This is a genomic window from Ruegeria sp. CE8 (genome assembly GCF_056537465.1).
In genome coordinates, this window is record NZ_JBQFRP010000006.1 from 66,627 (window position 1) to 88,129 (window position 21,503).

Here is a 21,503-nt window from a genome sequence, read left to right on the forward strand (position 1 = left end):
GGGCATGGTCACGAAAAAGGAGACCTGAGATGTTCAAGATCACTGCACTACCCACAGAAGAGGTGCGCGCACTGCAGGCGGGCGGCCCGGATGCTTATGGCGCGGCACCCGAGCGCGCCGTTTCGAAAGGTGCAGGCAATCCCTGCCGCCATTGTCTGCAGAATATCCCCGAAGGCGCTGAGATGCTGATACTGGCGCATCGGCCCTTTTTAGAGTCACATCCTTATGCCGAAACCGGCCCGATCTTTCTGTGTGCCAAGCCATGCGACCGGTATGAGGGTGGCGCGATGCCTGAGGTTCTGACCACCTCACCGGACTATCTGGTCAAGGGCTATGGCGCGGATGACCGGATCGTGTATGGCACCGGTTCAATAACGCCTAAGGATCAGATCGGCGCGGCGGTCCGGGACATATTTGCCCGCTCCGACGTCGCCTACATCCACGTTCGGTCTGCGCGGAACAACTGCTATCAGGCCCGGATTGATCGCGTCTAAAGCTTGACCCGATGCATCCCCCGGTGCGGCTGATCCTGATCACCCGCCGGGAGGTCTTCGGCACGGCTGGAGGTCAGTTCGAGGAATACATCCTCAAGATCCGCTTCTTCGGTGCGGACGTCGCGAATGCGGATGTTGGCAGCCCGCACAGCTTCCAGAACCCGCTCGGCACTGGTCAGGGTGCTGCGGTATTGCAACACAAGGTTGCCATCGTCGCGCAGGGCGGCCTCGACGCCGTCGGTGGCGGGCAGATCGGAAACGGGGCCGTCGGGAACAATGACCATCGTGCGGCTATCCATGCGGGACAGCAGGTTGCTGGTGCTGTCCTGCGTCACCTTTTCACCGTTGTTGATGATGGCGACTTCATCGCACATCTCCTGCGCTTCTTCCAGGTAGTGGGTGGTCAGGATGATGGTCATACCCTGTTCGTTCAGCTTGCGCACATTGGTCCAGAGCATCTGACGCAGCTCGATATCCACGCCCGCGGTGGGTTCATCCAGCACCAGAATTTTGGGGTGATGCACCAGCGCTTTGGCCAATAGCAAGCGCCGGCGCATGCCGCCCGACAGGGTGCGGGCATAGGCCTCGGCCTTGTCGCTGAGCCCGACCAGTTCAAGGATTTTGTCGCTGCGGCGTTGCGCTTTAGGCACGCCATAAAGTCCTGCCTGAACCTCCAGCGCGCCGCGCGGGGTAAAGAACGGGTCAAGGTTCAGTTCCTGCGGCATGACCCCAATCGAAGCGCGGGATTGGCGCGGATTTCGGTCCTGATCGAAACCCCAGATCGAAACGCTGCCCGCCGATTTCACCACCAGACCGGCCAGGATGTTGATCAGAGTCGACTTGCCAGCCCCATTCGGACCCAGCAGGCCAAAAACCGACCCGCGCGGAATGGTCAGATCGATGCCCTTCAGCGCATGCTTCTCGGGCTGACCTTTGCCACCACGATAGATCTTGCGCAGTCCTTCGATCCTGATTGCCGCATCTGCCATGTGGCTCTTGCTCCCGGTTTGCTCATCGCTCATAAACGCACCTAATGCATGCCCGCGAGGCCGACAACCAGTGAAGGATCGCCAGCCGTGACCATCGAAGCGCCGGAAATCAAGATCGTCGAAACCGCCCGTGTCGCCTGTGACGGTGGCGAGGGTTCATTGGGCCATCCGCGTGTCTGGTTGCAGATCCCCGAGGATGCCGGTTGGGTCGAGTGCCCCTATTGCGACTGCAAATATGTTCTGAAGGGTTCAGAGCAGGGTTGATCGCCCGTCAGGCACCGGGTTTGGAAAAACTCTGACAGAGCGCACCTGCATCGACGTCGCCGTACTTGTTGATCAGGAACTGATCGACATTGGCACCGGACCAAACGCGAAACGATTCACCATTGCTAAGCTTGCCTAAACCGCTGGCCGTGCCGGTTTGCGGGTGCTGGTAGGTGAAAAAGGCGCGCCCGGTCAAGCCATTGTCGCATTCGATCGTGGCTTCGCCGAAACCGAAGCTTCCTTTTGCCGTCCACTCGCCATTGCACGCGAAATCGGCACTGGTGCGTCCGGCGTGCGTGCCGCTTCCCCACCCTATGGCACGTCCGGTGAAGTAAATCCCATTGTCGCCCAAACAAGCCAGAATCGGCGCGCAGTTAGAGGTGCTGCTATGTGCGCCAACGCAGTCGGATGGCAGTTTCGGGCCTGCCGATACGGTTGTTGCCACGAGAGTGATTGCGGTTGCGGGCGCGATGACCGATAAAACGTGCAGATTGACCATGATCATGATCTTATGAGGCGCACCAGCATGAGCAAGAGCGAATTCGGAAAAGGGTGCCACCTGCATCTGATCGATGGATCGGCCTTTATTTTTCGGGCCTATCACGCTCTGCCACCGCTGACGCGGAAATCGGATGGCCTGCCGATTGGGGCCGTTTCGGGCTTCTGCAACATGCTGCAGAAATATGTCGAAGGGAACGAGGGGCCGGATGCGCCGACTCATGTGGCGGTGATCTTTGACAAGGGCTCGCACACTTTCCGCAATGATCTGTATGACCTCTACAAAGCCAACCGCGAGGCGATGCCCGAGGATCTGCGCCCGCAGATGCCGCTGACCCGCGAGGCGACCAAAGCGTTCAACATCGCCTGTAAAGAGCTGGAAGGCTACGAGGCCGACGACATCATTGCAACTCTGGCCGTTCAGGCGCGTGAGGCGGGCGGGCGTGTTACCATCGTCAGTTCAGACAAGGACCTGATGCAGCTGGTCGGTGACGGGGTCGAGATGCTGGATGCGATGAAGAACAAGCGCATCGACCGCGATGGGGTGTTCGAGAAGTTCGGCGTCGGGCCGGAACGCGTTGTGGACGTACAGGCACTGGCCGGGGACAGCGTGGATAACGTGCCTGGTGCGCCGGGGATTGGGGTCAAAACGGCGGCCTTGTTGATCAATGAATATGGTGATCTGGAAACGCTGCTGAACCGCGCGGAAGAGATCAAGCAGCCCAAGCGTCGCCAGACCCTGATAGAAAAGCGCGATCAGATCGAGCTGTCGAAAAAGCTTGTGCAGCTGGATGAGAACACGCCGCTGGATTTCACGCTGGATGACCTTGAGGTGAAAGATCCCGAGCCGGAAACCTTGATGAACTTTCTGGCCGAGATGGAGTTCCGCACCCTGACCAAACGGATCGCTGACAAGCTGGGCGTTGAGACACCGGTCATTCCTGAAGCGCCCGCCGCTGTTGCCGAACCCGAGGCTGAGGCGACCCCGTTCGACGCGTCTAAATATGAATGCGTGCGGGATGCGGCGGCGTTGCAGAAATGGGTCGATCAGGCCTATGAGCGCGGCTGGGTGGCGGTTGATACCGAAACCACCGGTCTGAACGAAATGATCGCCGATCTGGTGGGTATTTCGTTGTCCGTTGAGCCGGGTGAAGCCTGCTATATCCCTCTGACCCACCGCGATGGAGCGGTGGATGACCTGTTCGGCTCGGATGCGCTGGCCGAAGGGCAGATGCCGTTGGATGAGGCTCTAACGCTGCTGAAACCGATGTTCGAGGATCCGTCGATCCTGAAGATCGGGCAGAACATGAAGTATGACGCCAAGATATTTAAGCGTTACGGGGTGTCTGTTGCGCCGATCGACGACACGATGCTTATGTCCTACGCGATGCACGGCGGTGAGCATGGTCACGGTATGGACACGCTGTCCGAGCGGTATCTGAGCCATACGCCGATCCCGATCAAACCGCTGCTGGGAACAGGCAAATCCGCCATCACCTTCGACAAGGTTCCGATTGACGTGGCGACTGCCTATGCGGCCGAAGATGCCGACATCACTTTGCGTTTGTGGAAGCTGTTCAAGCCGCAGCTGCATCAAGTGCAGGTGACGACGGTGTATGAGACGCTCGAACGTCCGCTGGTGCCGGTTCTGGCCGAGATGGAAATGCACGGTATCAAGGTCGACCGCGATGTACTGAGCCGCATGTCCAACGCATTTGCGCAGAAAATGGCTGGATTAGAGGCTGAAATCCACGAATTGGCTGGTGAGAATTTCAACGTCGGTTCGCCTGCGCAGCTGGGTGAGATCCTGTTCGACAAGATGGGTCTGGAAGGTGGCAAGAAGGGCAAGACCGGCAAGTATTCGACCGGTGCGGATATCCTAGAGGATCTGGCGACCGAGCATGAGTTGCCGCGCCGGGTGCTGGACTGGCGGCAGCTGTCCAAGTTGAAATCGACCTACACCGATGCGTTGCAGACCCATATCAACCCCGATACCGGGCGCGTGCATACGTCTTACTCCATTACCGGAGCCAATACGGGTCGTCTGGCTTCGACCGATCCGAACCTGCAGAACATCCCGGTGCGCACCGAGGAAGGGCGGCGCATTCGCGAGGCGTTCATTGCCGAACCGGGGAACGTGCTGGTCAGTCTGGACTACAGCCAGATCGAGCTGCGGATTCTTGCGCATATTGCGGATATCCCGGCTTTGAAACAGGCGTTTGCCGATGGGCTGGACATTCACGCCATGACCGCGTCCGAGATGTTCGACGTCCCGCTGGACGAGATGACGCCGGATATCCGCCGTCAGGCCAAAGCGATCAACTTTGGTGTGATCTATGGCATTTCCGGCTTTGGCCTGGCGCGCAACCTGCGCATCCCTCGGGCCGAAGCGCAGGGCTTTATTGACCGCTATTTCGAACGCTTCCCGGGCATTCGGAAATACATGGATGACACGGTCGCATTTGCCAAAGAGCATGGCTATGTGCAGACGCTGTTCGGGCGGAAAATCCACACGCCAGAGATCAACGCCAAGGGACCGCATGCAGGGTTCTCGCGCAGGGCGGCGATCAACGCGCCGATACAGGGCACGGCGGCGGATGTGATCCGACGCGCGATGGTACGGATGCCGGATGCCATCAACGGGTTGCCTGCAAAGATGCTGCTGCAGGTGCATGACGAATTGTTGTTCGAAGTAGCCGGAGATGCGGTGGATCAGGTGATCGACGTGGCGCGAGGCGTCATGGAAGGCGCTTCTGACCCGGCGGTGAAGCTGGATGTGAAGCTGAGCGTGGATGCCGGAAAAGGTGCCAACTGGGCCGAGGCGCACTAAGGCGCGCTGCTCATCAGGCCCGGCGAGGCCTCTTCGCAGCGGGTCAGTCCTGTGGACTGACCATGCGGTCGACCAGCCGTTGCACGGATGGGCCAAACAGCAGGATGACGGAGAAGGCGATGGGCCAGCTGAAGGCCCAGGACGCCATCCAGTCACCGAGGGTGTCGGGGCCAAATCCAATGGCTTTCACGGTCGCGATGCCGGTCACGATGCAGGACATCAGGCCGGACATGATCAGGCTGAACACGGCGCGGGCATAACGGGCAGAAATCATTTTGGGCATCCTGAGTGTCGAGACGTTCCCGATGTGCTGTATTTTCAATCAAAAGGCCAGAGCTAGACCCGCATCCAGCCAAAACTGTCAGGTGTGCGTGGCGTTGAGGGCGTGTATTCGGCGCTGACCCAACCGGCATAGCCTGCGGCATCCATCGCGGTGAACAGGCTAGCGAAATCCGTCGGACCGCGTCCCGGTTCGCTGCGATCCGGGGCCGCACCGATCTGGGCGTGGACGACCCGAGGGTGAAAACGATCCCAGATCGCCTGCGCATTGCCGTGGATCATATGGGCGTGGAAACTGTCAAATTGCAGGCCGACATTAGGGCGATCCACCCGGTCCAATACCTGCGCCGCCAATTCATAGTCGTTCAGGTAGTAGCCGGGCTGCGACACGGGGTTGAGCGGTTCAATCGTGAATTGCTGCTGGGGTGCCTGGTCGGCTGCCCATTGCAGGTTCCGCACCATGCAGTCAAAGGCATCCGGCCCAGCGGAATAGCCTGACATGATGTGGATCAGTTCAGGGCGCAGGACGTCGGCATATCGCAGAACGCGGCGGATATCTGATTGAAACCTTGCCTCGCCACCGGGGATGGCGGCATAGCCGGGGTCGCCGCCCGTGTAATTGGGCGGCGGCGCATTGATCAGAACCAGATCGAGCCCGCTGGCCAGCAAGGCGCGGCGTGTTTCTTTGGCGGCCAGATCGTAGGGGAACAGTATCTCGACAGCCTTGAACCCGGCATCTGCTGCGGCCTGAAACCGGTCCAGATAGGGAAGTTCGGCAAAGAGCAGGGATATATTCGCTGCGAATTTTGGCATTGGTGGCCTTTGGATAGCTGATGGGCCGACCTTATCCGCGAGCCAATTTCAGCGAAAGAGACTGAAAACGACAGTTTGTCGAAATTCGACCAGATCGCGCGGATTGAATCAGAGACCTTCATTGCGACGCGGCGAATCATTTCAACGGTGCCGTGCCAACAGAAGGTTTGATCACGATGGCGATGAGCCCAGACCCCGTGCGCGGGAACACTCTTTCTGCGCCTGCAGGACAGAACTCTGCATTGTCCGGCAACGGTTTGGCGGTGGCGTCGATGTTGACGTGGGCGGCCGGTTTTCCGGCAGCCGAGGTGTTGTTGCAGACGTGGCCTCCGGTCGCTTTGCTGGCTGCGCGACTGGCATTGGCCGTTGTTGTCATGGTGCCGATCTGGATGCTGATCGATGGGCCGCGCCGCGTCGTGTCCGCGCGGTGGGGGCACGCGATGCTGGTCGGGGGATTTGGGCTTGGTACGGCCATGCTCCTGATGATCGTGGCGCAAAAACTGACTGACCCGGTGACGGTGGCGATCATCGCCTCGTGCGCGCCATTGATGGCCACGCTGCTGGAACTGGCAGCGGGAACGCGCCGGCTGAAGTGGAACTTTGCGCTGGGGGTACTTGTGTCGATTGTCGGCGGTTTGATTGCCACCAGCGCTCTGGCACCGGCGCAACTGGGGTTGGGGGCGGCCTGTGCCGTTGTATCAACGGCCTTGTTCTGCTGGGCGAGCATGGCGACGGCCCGGGATTTCCCCGAGCTCAGCCAGACCGGGCGTACAACAATAACCTTCGTCGGCGGGCTGGTCATGGCGACGCTGATGATACTGGGGGCAACGCAAATTGGCATGGATGTGATGCCTGCGACCCCGTTTGACCTTCAACAGGCGGGGATGCTGGTCATCTACGCGCTTGTTGCGATGGGGCTGAGCCAGGTTTTGTTCATCGCGTCGATCGGTAGGCTGGGTGTTGCGCTATCGTCCTTCCACATCAATATCGCGCCATTCTACGTGATGCTGATCATGCTGGTGCTGGGTGAAGAGTGGAACTGGACCCGGGCGCTGGGCGCGGGGATCGTCGCAATGGCCGTTGTACTGGCGCAGGAACGGCGATCCGCGCAGTCTGCCTAATCCGGCAAATCATCCGATCGGATAAGCGGGAAAAACTGCCCGCTGGACCAAACGCCGAACCAGTCGTCCTTATGCATGGCGATGTCGACAAGCCGATAAAAGCTTTTGCGATCTATCCGCGCCTCAAGGTTTGCGCGAACCAATACATAGGGAGATGGTTCATCTGTCTCGGGATCAATGACAATTCGGATCGGGTGGTCAGGTCCGGCAATCGCAGTATCGCCGACATGGGTCGTGAAAGTCAGGGTTTGCGCCTGCCCTTCGCCGCTCGTATCGAAATCAACGGCAACAAAGGGCGCATCCTCGACAGTGATTCCCACCTTCTCGACCGGGGTCACCAGATAGTATTTCCCGTCTTCTTTCTTAAGAATTGAGGAAAAAAGCTTCACAAGCTCGAACCGATTGATGGGCGAACCTAAATAAGTCCAGGTGCCATCTTTTGCGATCTTGATGTCCAGATCGCCGCAAAACGGAGGATTCCATAGGTGAACAGGGGGTAAACCCCTGGTTTTGGCCGCCTTGACCGAGGCCGCCAGCCCGTCCGGAGAGGGGGTCACAGGTTTTTGTCCGCTCATTGCTTTTGCCATTTCCTTTTCGCGCGATACACTTCAACCATATTAGTCCACGGAAGGGAAAGTCATGACCGAACCTGCCGACCTCGTGTCCGAGATCGAAGCGCTGGAAACCAAGCTGCAAGAGGCCAAGTCCTCGATCACCCGTCGCTTTATCGGACAGGAAAGGGTTGTGGACCTGACTCTGACCGCGTTGCTTTGTGGTGGCCACGCCCTGCTGATCGGTCTGCCGGGGTTGGGCAAGACGCGATTGGTCGAGACTTTGTCGACCGTAATGGGGCTGCATGGCAATCGCATCCAGTTCACGCCCGACCTGATGCCCGCCGATATTCTGGGCTCCGAAGTTTTGGACACCGCCGAGGATGGCAGCCGCCACTTCCGCTTTATTCCCGGCCCGATCTTCTGCGAATTGCTGATGGCGGATGAGATTAACCGTGCCAGCCCGCGCACCCAATCAGCGCTGTTGCAAGCGATGCAAGAGCGCACCGTGACTGTCGCCGGTGAAGATCGCGCATTGGATGAGCCGTTCCACGTATTGGCGACGCAAAACCCGATCGAACAGGAAGGCACCTATCCGCTGCCCGAGGCGCAGCTTGACCGTTTCTTGGTGCAAGTCGACGTGGAATACCCCGACCGGCAGACCGAACGTGATATTCTGCTGGCCACGACGGGCGTAGAGGAAGACGCGGCGCATCAGATATTCGCCAAAGAGGAACTGCTGGCCGCGCAGGTGTTGCTGCGCCGGATGCCGGTCGGCGACTCGGTTGTGGAACTGATCCTCGATCTTGTTCGCGCTTTCCGCCCTGAAGAGGCTGGCGTTTCCGAACGCGTTGCCGAAACCGTTGCCTGGGGTCCTGGCCCTCGCGCGGCGCAGGCGTTGATGATGACGGTGCGGGCGCGGGCGATGTTGCAGGGGCGTCTGGCACCGAATGCCGAGGATGTGCTGGACATGGCGCGCCCGGTCCTCAGCCACCGGATGGCGCTGAACTTTGCGGCGCGGGCGCGTGGTGACAGCCTGGCTGACCTCATTGACACCACCGCCGCAGGGTTGGTCCGCACCGAGGCTGCGGCGTGAATGCCGCGCTGACCCTTCGCGAAAGATCCGAGGCCGAGGCGTCCCGGCTGCCGCCCCTTTTGGCCAGAGCGGAACATTTGGCGGGAACTGTCCTTCTGGGTGACCACGGACGGCGCCGCTCGGGCCTTGGCGATGACTTTTGGCAATACCGCCCTGCCCAGATTGGGGACAGCCGCCGAATGATCGACCACCGCCGGTCGGCGCGAGGCGATCAGCAGTTTGTGCGCGAGCGCGAATGGCAGATTGCTCAATCGGTTATGCTGTGGGTCGATCAGGGCGCGTCGATGCGGTTTGCGTCGGACAAGAACCTGCCCACCAAGGCCGACCGCGCTCGCTTGCTGGGTATGGCGACGGCGATCTTGTTGGTGCGAGGTGGCGAACGTGTGGGCCTGACCGGTACGACCCTGCCGCCGCGGCGTGGCAATGCCCAGATCATCCGGCTTGCACAGGCATGGTCCGAGGATGCCGAGGCAGACTACTCCCCACCTGAACACCGCGCCATGATCCCACACGCGCGGGCCGTATTCATTTCCGATTTTCTCGGTCCGATGGACGAGGTTGAACTGGCCCTGACCAAAGCCGCCGACCGGGGCGTACGGGGTCTGGTCCTGCAGGTCCTCGACCCCGGGGAAGAAACATTCCCCTACCGGGGCCGCACGATTTTTGAAAGCGTCGGCGGATCCGTTCGACACGAAACGCTCAAAGCCGGAGATTTGCGTGAACGGTACCTGGAGCGGCTTGCCAAACGCAAAGATGCGTTGACGCAATTGTGTCGTGCAACGGGCTGGCAACTGGGGCTTCATCACACCGGTGACAGCGCACAAGCGGCTCTGTTGTGGCTCTACCGCGCGCTGGATGGGGGAACGGGATGACGGTTCTGGCGGGCATCGGCTTTACCGCACCATGGGTGTTGCTGGGTCTTCTGACCCTGCCGATCCTGTGGTTGATCCTGCGTGCCGTACCACCTGCACCGATCCGCCGGTTGTTCCCGGCGGTGACGCTGTTGTTGGGCCTGAAAGATGATGAGAGCGTTTCCGACCGTACCCCGTGGTGGTTGTTGCTGCTGCGGATGCTGGCGGCTGCCGCGATTATCATCGGATTGGCCGGGCCGGTCCTGAACCCATCGCGTGATCAGACTGGAACGGGTCCGCTGTTGCTGGTGCTTGATGCCAGTTGGGGCGGGGCCACGCGGTGGTCCTCAACTCTGGACCAGATCGACGCGCAACTGACCGAGGCTGGCCGCGCGGGGCGTACGGTTGCAATCCTGCGTCTGACCGAACCCGAAGCCCCGGTATTTCAGGCAGCTGAGGCATGGCGCGGTCGCTTGCCAGGGCTGGTCCCGATGCCGTGGCAACCAACAAATGTACAGATCGACCAGACACTGGCCTCGCTGGATCAGGTGGAGGGCGAGTTTGATACCCATTGGTTCAGCGATCGCCTGAGCTATGAGGGGCATGATAACATCCTGTCCGCGCTGCGTGCACGCGGGGCGGTCACGGTCTACCAGGCTCCGACGCCTGCAGTTGCCATCCTGCCCGCCGCCTATCAGGACGGTGTCATTCAATTGACAGCCCAGCGGGCAGAACCCGGACCATTCGAGCGCATCACTATTCTGGCGCAGGGCCGCGATCCGGCCGGTGCCATGCGGATTCTGCAATCGGTTGATATGGAGTTTGCAAGTGGCGAGACGCTGGCTGAGGTTGAATTGGCCCTACCATCAGAGCTACGCGCGCGGATCACACGCTTTGAAATTCAGGGGCAGCGTTCGGCAGGGGCTGTGACGCTGACCGATGACAGCCTGCGCCGGCGCGAGGTCGCCTTGATTGCCGGAACACTGAACCGCGAAGGGTTGGAACTGCTGTCACCGCTGCATTATCTGACGCAGGTTCTGATCCCCACAGCGGATTTCGTCGAAGGTGGATTGCTTGAAATCCTGCCCGCAAACCCCGACGTGATTGTCCTGGCCGATGTGGCGAAACTGGCCGGATCAGAACAGGCGGCGCTGGTCGAATGGGTCGAACAGGGCGGTCTTTTGCTGCGCTTCGCCGGCCCGCGCATGGCTGCCAGCGATCTGGGCCGAGATTCCGAAGATGCCCTGCTGCCGGTGCGCCTGCGCAGCGGCGGCCGCTCGGTCGGAGGTGCGATGAGCTGGGGAGAGGCCAAAGGTCTGGCACCATTCCCCGAAAGCTCACCTTTCTATGGGTTGCAGGTGCCTGAGGACGTGACGGTCACGACCCAGGTCATGGCGCAACCAGACCCTAATCTGGCGGATCGCGTCATTGCTTCGCTGTCGGATGGCACGCCTCTGGTGACACGCAAGGCACTGGGTTTGGGGCAGGTCGTGCTGTTCCACGTGACTGCAGATGCCGAGTGGTCCAGCCTTCCCTTGTCCGGCCTGTTTGTTGAGATGCTGGACCGGCTTGCGGTGGCATCGGCGGCCAAATCCCGGCAGGAGTCACAGTTGCAGGGCACTACTTGGGAGCCAATTCAAGTCATGGACGGCTTTGGCACCCTGTCTGATGCGGGCAATCTGGCGGGCGTCGATGGGGTGGAACTGGTGTCCGGCAAGATCGGCCCTGACCTGCGACCGGGTTTGTACGAAAGCGGCAAGCAGAAATTGGCGCTGAACGTGTTGAATGACGAGGCGGTGCTCAACCCTGCGATCTGGCCGTCGGATGTTCCGATCAAGGGGCAAGAGGTCAGCACCGAAACCCCCATCGGGGGCATTCTGCTCAGTCTCGCGTTGCTGTTGCTGACTATTGACGTGATCGCTTCACTGGCGTTGTCGGGTCGGCTTGGTCTGGCCAAGGCGGCGGCCGTTGCGCTGGGCGCGATTCTGCTGGTGCCCGAGGCTCAGGCTCAGACGCCCGAGGAAACGGATTTTGCGTTGAATGCGACAAAGGAATTGGTGCTGGCGCATGTTCTGACCGGAGATGCGCAGGTCGACGACATCGCCGCCGCCGGGATGCGCGGTTTGGCGCAGACGCTGTTCTATCGCACCTCGGTGGAACCCGCCGAACCCTTTGGCGTTGATCTGGAACGCGACGAACTGGCGTTCTTCCCGCTACTCTACTGGCCAATCTCGCCGGATCAGCCACAACCATCGGTCGAAGCTTACGCCAAGCTCAACGCCTATCTGCGGTCGGGCGGCATGATCCTGTTCGACACACGCGATGCCGATGTCGCCCGGTTTGGGGCCGCGAGCCCGAACGGGCGCAAGTTGCAACAGATTGCAGCGCCGCTGAATATCCCTTCGTTAGAGCCTATTCCCAGAGACCACGTTCTGACCCGAACCTTCTATCTGTTGCAGGATTTCCCAGGGCGCTATGCCGGCACCGAGGTTTGGGTCGAGGCCGCTCCGATGGATGCTGAGCAAATCGAAGGAATGCCGTTCCGCAACCTCAACGACAACGTGACGCCGGTGGTGATCGGCGGCAATGACTGGGCCGGGGCCTGGGCCGTGGATCGTAACGGGCAGGCTTTGCTGCCGGTCGGACGCGGTTATGCTGGCGAGCGCCAGCGTGAACTGGCCAACCGCTTTGGCGTCAATCTGGTGATGCATGTGCTGACCGGGAACTACAAATCCGATCAGGTGCACGTGCCTGCGCTGCTGGACAGGTTGGGACAATGACTGGAACCGTCATCTTCGATCCGCTGATCCCATGGCCCATTCTGGCCATCGTAGCTGCTATTGCGGTGGGCGGTGTCATTTTGGCCCTATGGCGGGGCCTGTCGGGATGGGCTTTGCGCGGGCTTGCGGCCTTGGTCGTGATCGCTGCACTGGCTGGCCCGGTCTACCAGATCGAGGATCGTGCGCCGCTGACAGATATCGTGCTGATGATCGAGGATGAGAGCGCCAGTCAGACACTCTCGGACCGGACGGATCAAACCGCACAAGCGGCCGAGGAACTGTCGGCCGAAATCGAATCCCGCGACAACACGGAATTGCGTCGCATTCGCGTGGGGGACGGCGACGGGGACGAAGGCACGCAGGTGATGGCTGCGCTGAACGAAGCGCTGGCCGAAGAACCTCGCGCCCGGATCGCTGGTATTCTGGTTTTGTCGGACGGTATCGTGCATGACGCCGATCAGGCGCCGGACCTGCCTGCGCCCATGCACTTACTGCAAACAGGGCGAGAAACGGATTGGGATCGCCGTCTGATTGTCCGCAATGCGCCAGCATTTGCCATTATTGGTGAACCTGTCACTCTGACCCTTCGTGTCGAAGACAGCGGTGCCGCGCCTGCGGGGGCCACAACTGCGCCGCTGGAGATTTCTGTAGACGGGGGCGAGGCCGAGCAATTCAATATTCCCATCGGCATCGATGTCGAACTGCCGATCACTCTGCCCCACGGCGGGCGCAACGTGATTCAGTTCACGGTGCCAGAGGCCGAAGGCGAACTGACTGACCGCAACAACACCGCGTTGATACAGATGAACGGTGTGCGCGACCGGCTGCGCGTTCTGCTGGTCTCGGGTGAGCCGCATCCGGGCGGGCGGACGTGGCGCAACCTGCTGAAATCCGACAGCTCGGTCGATCTGGTGCATTTCACCATTCTGAGGCCACCGGAAAAGCAGGACGGGGTGCCGGTGGACGAGCTGTCTCTGATCGCTTTCCCGACGCGTGAGCTGTTTCTGGAAAAGATCAACGATTTCGACCTGATCATCTTTGACCGTTACAAGCGTCGCGGCATCCTGCCGGCGATCTATCTGGACAACGTCACCAACTATATCAACGAAGGCGGTGCTGTTCTGATTGCCGCAGGACCGGATTTCGCAAGCGCCGACAGCATATTCCGCTCGCCACTGGCCCCAATCCTGCCCGCACAGCCCACTGCGCGCGTGATCGAGGAGCGTTATGTGCCGATGGTCACCGATCTGGGGCATCGTCATCCGGTCACAACCGACCTTGGCAATTCCGAGGATTGGGGTGCGTGGTTGCGCCAGATCGACGTGAACCACCGCACAGGTGAAGTGTTGATGACGGGTGTTGATGATCGGCCGCTGCTTGTGCTCAACCGGGTTGGTGAAGGCCGCGTGGCGCTTTTGGCATCGGATCACGCCTGGCTTTGGAGTCGGGGTTTTGAGGGCGGCGGTCCGCAACTGGAACTGCTGCGCAGGCTTGCCCACTGGATGATGAAAGAACCCGAGCTTGAGGAAGAGGCCCTGTGGGCCGAAGCCAACGGTCAGGTGATGCGCATCATCCGCCAAACGCTGGGGGACAAGGTCGGGCCAGTTACCGTAATTCGCCCGAACGGCGAAACGCAGGAAGTCACGTTAAACGAGGTCTCTCCGGGGCGGTTCGAGACCCAGTATTACGGGCCCGAGATTGGCCTCTATCGCCTGCAGGAAGGCGATCAGTCCACTGTCATCGGCCTGGGTCCGGCAGCACCTAAAGAGTTCGAGCGTACAATTGCCACGCCTGACGTTCTGGAGCCTGTAGTGGCCGAGTTGCGTGGTGGCGCACTGCGGTTGGAGGACGGCTTGCCGTCAATCCGAAACGTGCGTTCCGGGCGTCCCGCAGCAGGGCGCGGATGGATCGGGCTGACACCGCGGAATGCGTATGAAACCCGCGATGTGACTCAAGCCGGGCTGCTGCCGCCCTGGTTGGTTTTGTTGCTAGCGGGTGGGTTCCTGCTGGCGGGCTGGCTGCGCGAGGGGCGGCGCTAGGTCAGTCGAACACGACGCTGACCGTTGGATCACCGGGCAAACCTTCGTATGTGACAGATGCCCCGCCTTCGCCTTTGGCGGGCGGAAACAATGGCCCGAAGGACCCTACTGAAATTAGGTCGCCCGGTTCGAATTCGATCCCTTTGGACATCAGCCAAAGCGCCGCGTTGGCCGGGTGACCCAACACCGCCGTACCCGGCGCTTGGGCCAGAACCTCGCCATTTGCCGTGCGGAGTGTGACGGTCATATCTGCCAGGGCCCGCGACATCGTCGCCGGGTCCGTCACCGGAATTTCAGCGCCCAGAACACCCAGCTTGGGCGCAACACCGATGGCCGTCAGGGTGACCGGGGTAATCGGTTCGCCTTCGGCGAGGGTCAGGTCCGGCAGCTCGATAAAGGGGCGGATGGCCGAGACATTCTTCAGAACGCCCTCGGGTGTCGTGGCCTGGTTGATCCCTTCATCGCCTACGACCAGGATCAGGTCGGCCTCGAACACGGGTCGCGCGCCCCAGCCATACGGAACGGACGCACCATCTTCCAGCATCATGTCGCGGAACAGCACACCCTGCACCGGCTCGGATGCACCAAACCTTTCCTGTGCCGGAGCACTGGTCAATCCGGCCTTATAGCCGATGATGGGGCCCATATGTGGCTCTAACGCTACTACTATGCGCTCCTGCGTGCAGAATGCGTCCTCTATCGTGCCACCCGTCGACAGAGCTACAGTGGGCGTATTGGAAATGTAATCTGCGACAAACCGTTCGATCTGAACATCCGTGGCACACTTCGCCGCCACGGGTTGGGCAAACACTCCAAAAACCATCAAAGCGCCAAGAAAAACCCGCATGTTACACCTCCGTTTTGCCAAGACTGGCACGGGCTTTGAACTTTGGGCAACGGTTTAAACAGTTCTTCACGCTCTGCCGGGATGCTGGGCGCGGATTACTCCGGGATCACCACAGATGAGTCTTGCAGGAAAACTGGCACAGGAACGGCGCGCGCGCCTTGCGGCAGAACGGTTACTAGAAATGAAACAGGCGGAATTGTCTGCCGCCAACCGCAAACTGGGCCTGCACGCGATGGCGCTGACCAAGCGGATCGGAGAAACTCAGGCCGAGGTCGAAACGGTTCGGGATGAAAACGAAAAGGTCAAATCCGATCTGACGGTCGCAAACGCCAAAATCGAGGTGGCCGAGCGCCGGTTGTGGCATTCCATTCAGACTATTCAGGACGGGTTCGCATTTTTTGACGAGGAAGGCCGTCTTATTGGAGCCAATGCGGCATACCTGAGTGTGTTTGACGGGTTGGAAGAGGTCGCGCCGGGTGTCACCTATCCCCGGCTTCTTGAAATTCTGACGACCGAAGGGCTTGTCGATATCGGATCGGAAACTGCCTCCAGTTGGTGCGACAGGTTGCTGAAACGGTGGGCTGTTTTGAATCCTCAGCCCGAGGTCATACGATTATGGAACGGCCACTACATCAAGCTGATCGACCAACGGGGCCATGGCGGCGACGTCGTGAGCCTGGCCCTGAACATCACCGCATCAGTGCGCCACGAGGCCGAGTTGACCGCCGCCCGCGAACGGGCCGAGGCGGCAAACCGTGCCAAATCGGCTTTTCTGGCCAATATGAGCCACGAAATCCGAACCCCGATGAACGGCATCGTAGGCATGACCGAACTGATGTCCGAAACGCCTCTGGACGAAGAGCAACGGCTTTACCTGAACACCATCCGCAATTCGGGCGAAGCGCTGCTGGTCATCATCAACGACGTCCTGGATTACTCGAAGATCGAGGCTGACAAGCTGACCCTGCATCCGGAACAGTTCGATTTTGAACGCTGCATTCTTGAGGTCGCGATGCTGTTGCAACCCAGCGTTCGCGACAAAGGGCTGACGCTGCTGGTGGACTACGACCTGTTCCTGCCCACTTTGTTTGTGGGTGATCCCGGACGGGTCCGGCAGGTTCTGACCAATCTCGTCGGCAATGCGGTCAAATTCACCTCTGAGGGTCACGTCCTGATCCGTGTCACCGGCGTGCCCAACGCGGACACGCAGTCCTGCGACGTGCATGTCGCGATCGAGGACACGGGCATTGGCATCGATGAAGACAAGATCGGGCACATCTTTGGTGAATTCAATCAGGTCGAGGATGAACGAAACCGGGCGTTCGAGGGAACAGGTCTTGGTCTGGCCATCACCAAACGGCTGATCACGCTGATGGGCGGGTCCATCTGGGTAGAAAGCGATCCGGGTCAGGGCTCCTGTTTCGGGTTCCGGGTCTCGCTGCCTACAGCGGAGGGCCCGCAACCCGCTCCACCGGATCTCGATGGTCGCCTGCGCCACGTCATGATCGTCGAGAACCTGGCTGCCAACAGGGCGATATTGTCGAAACAACTGGGCCGTTTGGGATCGCAGGTGACGGTCTGCGCATCGGGTCGCGAGGCATTGGCCGAACTGGATGACAGCGTGGATCTTCTGCTGTGTGATCATGATCTGCCTGACATGGATGCGCTGGAACTGGCCGTCACGCTCAGAGATCGGGGATGGAGCGACCTACCGGTTGTGGTGATGTCGGCCAATCCCGGTGTCATTCACGCCCACCCGGCGCGTCATCTGATCGAAGGCGTTCTGCAAAAGCCGATTCCTCGGGCCGAGTTGTATGCGCGACTGATGGCGCTCGGAGGGCCGTCGCATGACACGTTTTCAGAAGGTATTCCGGTTATCAACCAGCCAAACCGGGCCGTGCAGGCGGCAAGCGCGCGTAAAATGCGCGTGCTTGCCGCCGAGGATAACCGGACCAACCAGTTGATCCTTCGAAAAATGGTCAAGGATTTGCACATCGACCTGCGGTTTGCCGGTGACGGAATCGAAGCGGTGCAAGAGCATCAGGACTTTGACCCCGACCTGATCTTCATGGACATCTCGATGCCGAAAATGGACGGCAAACAGGCGACGGAGGAAATCCGGCGGCGCGAGATTGAGACCGGTCGGCACGTTCCGATCGTTGCTTTAACAGCGCATGCGATGGCCGGGGACGATCAGGGTATTTTGTCGGCCGGACTGGATCACTACCTGACCAAGCCGTTGCAAAAGCAGAAGATTCATAAAATGATTTTGACGCACAGACCGGACGGTTGCTCTTCGGTCATTGCCGACGGCAGTCAGCCCGAATAGGGTGCGCTCATGACTGAAGATCGAGGTTTCCAGCCCCGCGCGTTGGGTGAGATTGCTATCCGCTGCGCCGATATGGGTACGATGGTTGAATTTTATGAAAACGTGATTGGGCTAAAGCGCCTGAGCGGGGATCATAACAGCGCGATTACCTTTTTTCAGATTGCACCGGGATTCGGCGGGCACACGCAGGTTCTGGCACTGTTTCATTACACCGCTGCGCCGCGGCCCGGGCTGCACCCAACAGGCCGGCAGAAACCGGCAACGGGCGGAGGGTCGTCGCTGCATCATATCGCCCTATCGCTGCCCTTTGACGAGCAGGAAGCGGTGATGCGCTGGTACGACAATATCGGCCAGCCGTACCGCGTCGAGCAGTTCGGCTGGATCGGCTGGCGTGGCATCTTCACCGAAGATCCCGAGGGCAACACTGTCGAACTAGTTGCCTACGACCCATCGATGCTGGATCAAGCCTGATAGGGGCGGAGAAAGACCGGTTTGTCCTCTTCCGACAGCTCGGGGCGGTACTCGTAGCCGCCGGTGTCGAAGTCCAGCAACCCTTTCGGATCGGTTAGCCGGTGCTGGATAATGTAACGCGCCATGGCTCCGCGTGCCTTCTTGGCGAAAAAGCTGACGATCTTGGGTGTGCCCCCTTTGTCTTCCATGAAAACAGGTGTGATGACCCTCAATTTCAGCGATTTAGGGTCTACTGCGCCGAAATATTCCTGGCTGGCGCAGTTCACCAGTACATCCGATCCGATCTGATCACCCTGCGTGTTCAGCGCTTTGCTCAACTGGTCGCGCCAGTACTCATACAGGTTCTTACCGCGCCGCGTTTTTAGTTTGCTGCCCATCTCCAGACGATAGGCCTGAATCGCGTCCAGCGGCCGTAGAACGCCATAAAGCCCAGACAAAATGCGCAGATGATCCTGTGCCCAAGCCATTTCTTCGGCGTCCAGCGAGGTCGCTTCAAGGCCCTGATAGGTGTCGCCGGCAAAAGCCAATGCCGCAGGGCGGGTTACCGCGGCTTCGGGCTCATCTGAAAAGGCGCGATACCGGTCACGGTTCAGGCGCGCCAGATCGTCGCTCAGATCCATCAACTTTTTCAGATCGCCCAGCGTTAGGTTGCGGGCGGTTTTTGACAGGCGGATTGCATCGTCCTGAAAGTCGGGCTGCGTGACCTCAACGTCCCGCTCTGCCCAGTCCAGCCGTTTGGCCGGAGAAATCACTACCAGCATATCCGCCCTCTTTCCTTGCCTGTTTCGGGGTATCTAGCCCGCCATGCGCAGCACGTCCAGAAAGGCGGCCCCAAACCTTTCGTGACGACGGTCGCCCAATAGCTTTTCCATCGCCTGGGGATCGTCCGTGCGCAACTGTGCGACCTTGGCAAGCTGCGAGGCCGAGCAGGTGAGCGGTTTGTCGATGCCATCCGGACCGCGCGACAGTTGCGACTGCACTTCGAGCAACCGGTCATAGATCTCGCCCTGATCCCGACCGGCCAATTTGCGCCGTGCGGGATGAACGGCCTCGACGGCGCCTGCGACGACCTCAAGAAACGTGTCGCCATAGCGTTCCAGTTTCTTTGCACCGACGCCCCCGATGCGGGCCATCTCGTCCAGCGTTGTCGGGCGTTTCTCGGCCATCTCAATCAGCGTGCGGTCGGGGAAAATCACATAGGCCGGGACGCGTGCAGTCTCTGCCAGTGCACGGCGTTTGGCCTTGAGAGCGGAGAGCAACGGCGCGTCTTCTTCCGAGACCATCATCTTGACGGCCGGTCGCCGTCCCGCTTTGCGCAGCGTGTCTTTGCGCAGATTGATCTGCGCCTCGCCTTTCAGGATCGGTTTGGCCGTCTCGGTCATGCGCAGCGCGCCGTGGCGTTCCGGGTCAGGGCGTACCAGATCGTGCCCCATCATCTGCCGGAAGATTGCCTGCCATTGCGGACGCGACCAGTCCTTGCCGATCCCATAGGTCGAAAGCTCATCATGGCGGCGCGCGCGGATCTTGTCGGTTTCGTTTGCCAGCAGGATATCGATCAGATGACCTGTGCCAAACCATTCCTCGGTGCGCAGGATCGCGGACAGGGCCATGCGAACCGGCGTGGTGCCGTCAAAAATCTCGGGTGGGCTGTCGCACAGATCACATTTACCGCAGGGCGTGGCTTCCTCACCAAAGTAGCCCAGCAGAGTCTGACGGCGGCATTCCAACGCCTCGGCCAATCCCAGAAGGGCGTTCAGCCGCGCATGGTCGGCCATGCGCCGCTCGGGTGGGGCCAGCCCTTCGTCAATCTGCGAGCGGCGCAGGCGGATATCGTCGGGACCGAACAAGGTGAGAGTTTCGGCCGGGCCTCCGTCACGGCCCGCGCGGCCGATTTCCTGATAATAGGCCTCGATGGATTTGGGCAGGTCGGCATGGGCGACCCAACGGATATCGGGCTTGTCTATCCCCATGCCGAAGGCCACCGTGGCGACCACGATCAGGCCGTCTTCGCGGGCAAAGCGGGTCTCGACGATGCGGCGATCTTCGGCCTCCATGCCGCCGTGATAATGGCAGGCTGAGTGTCCCTCGGCACGCAGGGCCTGCGCCAGAACTTCGGTCTTGTTGCGGGTCCCGCAATAAACAATGCCGGACTGGCCTTTGCGGGCTTCGGCGAAATCGAGGATCTGCTTGCGGGGGCCATCCTTGGCGGCAAACGCCAGGTGGATGTTGGGACGATCAAACCCGCGCAAAAATTTGTTGGGCGGAGCACCGTCGAACAGCTTTTCGACGATCTCATCCTGCGTCTCGGCGTCAGCCGTAGCTGTGAAGGCTGCCAAGGGCACGTTCAAAGCACGGCGCAGCTCTCCGATCCGCAAGTAATCGGGGCGAAAGTCATGGCCCCATTGGCTGACACAATGCGCCTCGTCCACGGCGATGAGGTTGACGTTGATCCGGCGCAGCATCCCCAGCGCCGACCCGGCCGCCAGGCGTTCAGGCGCCATGTATAGCAGTTTCAACCGTCCGGCTTCCAACGCCGCCCAAACGGCATCGGTTTCTTCCGGGGTGTTGCCCGAGGTCAGCGCCCCGGCCTCAACCCCAGCCTCCTGCAGTCCGCGCACCTGATCGCGCATCAGGGCGATCAGCGGTGAGATCACTACCGTTACGCCGTCCCGCATCAGTGCAGGCAGTTGATAACACAGGGATTTGCCGCCACCTGTCGGCATGATCGCCAACACATTTTCGCCTGCGGTCACGGCATCGACGATCTCTTCCTGGCCGGGGCGGAAATCGTCGAATCCAAAGACATCTCGCAGCATAGGTGCGGCGTCGAACATGTGCGGGGCGGCCCTGTTTTAAGGTTTATCTGCTCTTAAGACAGGACCATCACATACTAAGAATCCGTGAACAAGGCCTCAGACGAAATACACCGCATTGTTGATCAGGATAATCCGCAGGGCATAAACGGCCACCAGTACGACCAGAGGTGTCAGGTCGAGCCCGCCCATATTGGGCAGCACCCGGCGGATCGGGCCATAGATAGGCTCTAATATGCGGTTCAGCCCGTACCAGATTTGCGCAACCAGCTGCTGATGCAGGTTGAGAACCTGAAAATTGATCAGCCAGCTCATGATCACATGTGCCAGAATAATGAACCAGACAATGTCCAGGATCAGCAGAAGGATTTGGATCAGCGACAGCATGGGCACTCCGATTTCTAACTAGCTGAGACCTAAGCGCCTCTGTGGCAAAGA

Annotated in this window: 19 protein-coding genes; 10 read left to right on the forward strand and 9 right to left on the reverse strand. The window is 60.2% G+C overall.

The window, feature by feature from the left end; genetic code table 11:
• Positions 1–29 precede the first annotated feature (29 nt).
• Positions 30–494 carry a DUF1203 domain-containing protein gene (locus ACR0AA_RS11775; protein ID WP_480664911.1) on the forward strand — a complete coding sequence of 155 codons (465 nt, stop codon included), beginning with the start codon at positions 30–32 and terminating at the stop codon, positions 492–494.
• On the opposite strand, the gene ACR0AA_RS11780 is transcribed toward ACR0AA_RS11775, so the two are convergent.
• Positions 491–1,483 (reverse strand): ABC transporter ATP-binding protein, encoded by a 993-nt coding sequence (locus ACR0AA_RS11780; RefSeq protein ID WP_480756173.1) that lies wholly within the window; start codon positions 1,481–1,483, stop codon positions 491–493. The two genes, ACR0AA_RS11775 and ACR0AA_RS11780, sit on opposite strands and share 4 nt — an antisense overlap.
• A gap of 87 nt (positions 1,484–1,570) precedes the next feature.
• On the opposite strand from ACR0AA_RS11780, the gene ACR0AA_RS11785 reads away from it, so the two are divergent.
• Entirely contained in the window at positions 1,571–1,747 is a 177-nt protein-coding gene (locus tag ACR0AA_RS11785) for a zinc-finger domain-containing protein (protein WP_480664912.1), read from the forward strand.
• A 7-nt stretch (positions 1,748–1,754) separates the two neighbouring features.
• Here ACR0AA_RS11785 and ACR0AA_RS11790 read toward each other — a convergent pair whose 3' ends face one another.
• Positions 1,755–2,246 (reverse strand): hypothetical protein, encoded by a 492-nt coding sequence (locus ACR0AA_RS11790; protein WP_480664913.1) that lies wholly within the window; start codon positions 2,244–2,246, stop codon positions 1,755–1,757.
• A 27-nt stretch (positions 2,247–2,273) separates the two neighbouring features.
• Here ACR0AA_RS11790 and polA point away from each other — a divergent pair, with 27 nt between their 5' ends.
• Positions 2,274–5,075, forward strand: coding sequence for a DNA polymerase I (gene polA / locus ACR0AA_RS11795; protein ID WP_480664914.1), 2,802 nt, complete (start codon positions 2,274–2,276; stop codon positions 5,073–5,075).
• A gap of 43 nt (positions 5,076–5,118) precedes the next feature.
• On the opposite strand, the gene ACR0AA_RS11800 is transcribed toward polA, so the two are convergent.
• Both ACR0AA_RS11800 and ACR0AA_RS11805 read right to left on the reverse strand, forming a co-directional pair.
• A complete protein-coding gene (locus ACR0AA_RS11800) occupies positions 5,119–5,349 on the reverse strand; it encodes a DUF2798 domain-containing protein (RefSeq protein ID WP_480664915.1) in 231 nt (76 codons plus the stop codon).
• Between the two features lie 62 nt (positions 5,350–5,411).
• Positions 5,412–6,167, reverse strand: a complete 756-nt coding sequence (locus ACR0AA_RS11805; protein WP_480664916.1) for a hydroxypyruvate isomerase family protein — start codon at positions 6,165–6,167, stop codon at positions 5,412–5,414.
• A 176-nt stretch (positions 6,168–6,343) separates the two neighbouring features.
• Between ACR0AA_RS11805 and ACR0AA_RS11810 the strand changes: the two genes are divergently transcribed.
• On the forward strand, positions 6,344–7,288 hold the full coding sequence (locus tag ACR0AA_RS11810; protein ID WP_480664917.1) for a DMT family transporter: 945 nt from the start codon (positions 6,344–6,346) through the stop codon (positions 7,286–7,288).
• Here ACR0AA_RS11810 and ACR0AA_RS11815 read toward each other — a convergent pair.
• A complete protein-coding gene (locus ACR0AA_RS11815) occupies positions 7,285–7,863 on the reverse strand; it encodes a DUF1285 domain-containing protein (RefSeq protein WP_480664918.1) in 579 nt (192 codons plus the stop codon). The genes ACR0AA_RS11810 and ACR0AA_RS11815 overlap by 4 nt on opposite strands.
• Positions 7,864–7,927: 64 nt before the next feature.
• On the opposite strand from ACR0AA_RS11815, the gene ACR0AA_RS11820 reads away from it, so the two are divergent.
• Genes ACR0AA_RS11820 through ACR0AA_RS11835 form a run of 4 tightly spaced genes read left to right on the forward strand, consistent with a single transcriptional unit; the run spans position 7,928 to position 14,605 of the window.
• The gene (locus ACR0AA_RS11820; protein WP_480756121.1) at positions 7,928–8,935 is read left to right on the forward strand and encodes an AAA family ATPase; all 1,008 of its coding nucleotides are present in this window, start codon (positions 7,928–7,930) and stop codon (positions 8,933–8,935) included.
• Entirely contained in the window at positions 8,932–9,807 is an 876-nt protein-coding gene (locus ACR0AA_RS11825) for a DUF58 domain-containing protein (protein WP_480664920.1), read from the forward strand. The genes ACR0AA_RS11820 and ACR0AA_RS11825 overlap by 4 nt, the downstream gene beginning before the upstream one ends.
• Positions 9,804–12,566: a DUF4159 domain-containing protein gene (locus ACR0AA_RS11830; RefSeq protein WP_480664921.1), complete on the forward strand. Its 2,763-nt coding sequence runs from the start codon at positions 9,804–9,806 to the stop codon at positions 12,564–12,566. Before ACR0AA_RS11825 ends, ACR0AA_RS11830 begins: the two co-directional genes overlap by 4 nt.
• Positions 12,563–14,605 carry a hypothetical protein gene (locus tag ACR0AA_RS11835; RefSeq protein ID WP_480664922.1) on the forward strand — a complete coding sequence of 681 codons (2,043 nt, stop codon included), beginning with the start codon at positions 12,563–12,565 and terminating at the stop codon, positions 14,603–14,605. The genes ACR0AA_RS11830 and ACR0AA_RS11835 overlap by 4 nt, the downstream gene beginning before the upstream one ends.
• A 1-nt stretch (position 14,606) precedes the next feature.
• Here ACR0AA_RS11835 and ACR0AA_RS11840 read toward each other — a convergent pair whose 3' ends face one another.
• Positions 14,607–15,452: a 2-keto-4-pentenoate hydratase gene (locus tag ACR0AA_RS11840; RefSeq protein ID WP_480664923.1), complete on the reverse strand. Its 846-nt coding sequence runs from the start codon at positions 15,450–15,452 to the stop codon at positions 14,607–14,609.
• 115 nt (positions 15,453–15,567) lie between these two features.
• Here ACR0AA_RS11840 and ACR0AA_RS11845 point away from each other — a divergent pair, with 115 nt between their 5' ends.
• Together ACR0AA_RS11845 and ACR0AA_RS11850 are read left to right on the forward strand one after the other, a co-directional pair.
• Positions 15,568–17,781, forward strand: coding sequence for a response regulator (locus ACR0AA_RS11845; protein WP_480756122.1), 2,214 nt, complete (start codon positions 15,568–15,570; stop codon positions 17,779–17,781).
• A 9-nt stretch (positions 17,782–17,790) separates the two neighbouring features.
• Complete coding sequence (locus tag ACR0AA_RS11850) at positions 17,791–18,252, forward strand: VOC family protein (RefSeq protein WP_480664925.1); 462 nt, start codon at positions 17,791–17,793, stop codon at positions 18,250–18,252.
• Here the strand turns inward: ACR0AA_RS11850 and yaaA are convergent.
• From yaaA to ACR0AA_RS11865, 3 genes are all read right to left on the reverse strand, one after another.
• On the reverse strand, positions 18,243–19,013 hold the full coding sequence (gene yaaA, locus ACR0AA_RS11855; RefSeq protein ID WP_480664926.1) for a peroxide stress protein YaaA: 771 nt from the start codon (positions 19,011–19,013) through the stop codon (positions 18,243–18,245). The genes ACR0AA_RS11850 and yaaA overlap by 10 nt on opposite strands.
• 33 nt (positions 19,014–19,046) lie before the next feature.
• Positions 19,047–21,086: a DNA helicase RecQ gene (gene recQ / locus ACR0AA_RS11860; protein ID WP_480756123.1), complete on the reverse strand. Its 2,040-nt coding sequence runs from the start codon at positions 21,084–21,086 to the stop codon at positions 19,047–19,049.
• A 78-nt stretch (positions 21,087–21,164) separates the two neighbouring features.
• The gene (locus ACR0AA_RS11865; RefSeq protein ID WP_239343434.1) at positions 21,165–21,452 is read right to left on the reverse strand and encodes a YggT family protein; all 288 of its coding nucleotides are present in this window, start codon (positions 21,450–21,452) and stop codon (positions 21,165–21,167) included.
• Between the last annotated feature and the right edge of the window lie 51 nt (positions 21,453–21,503).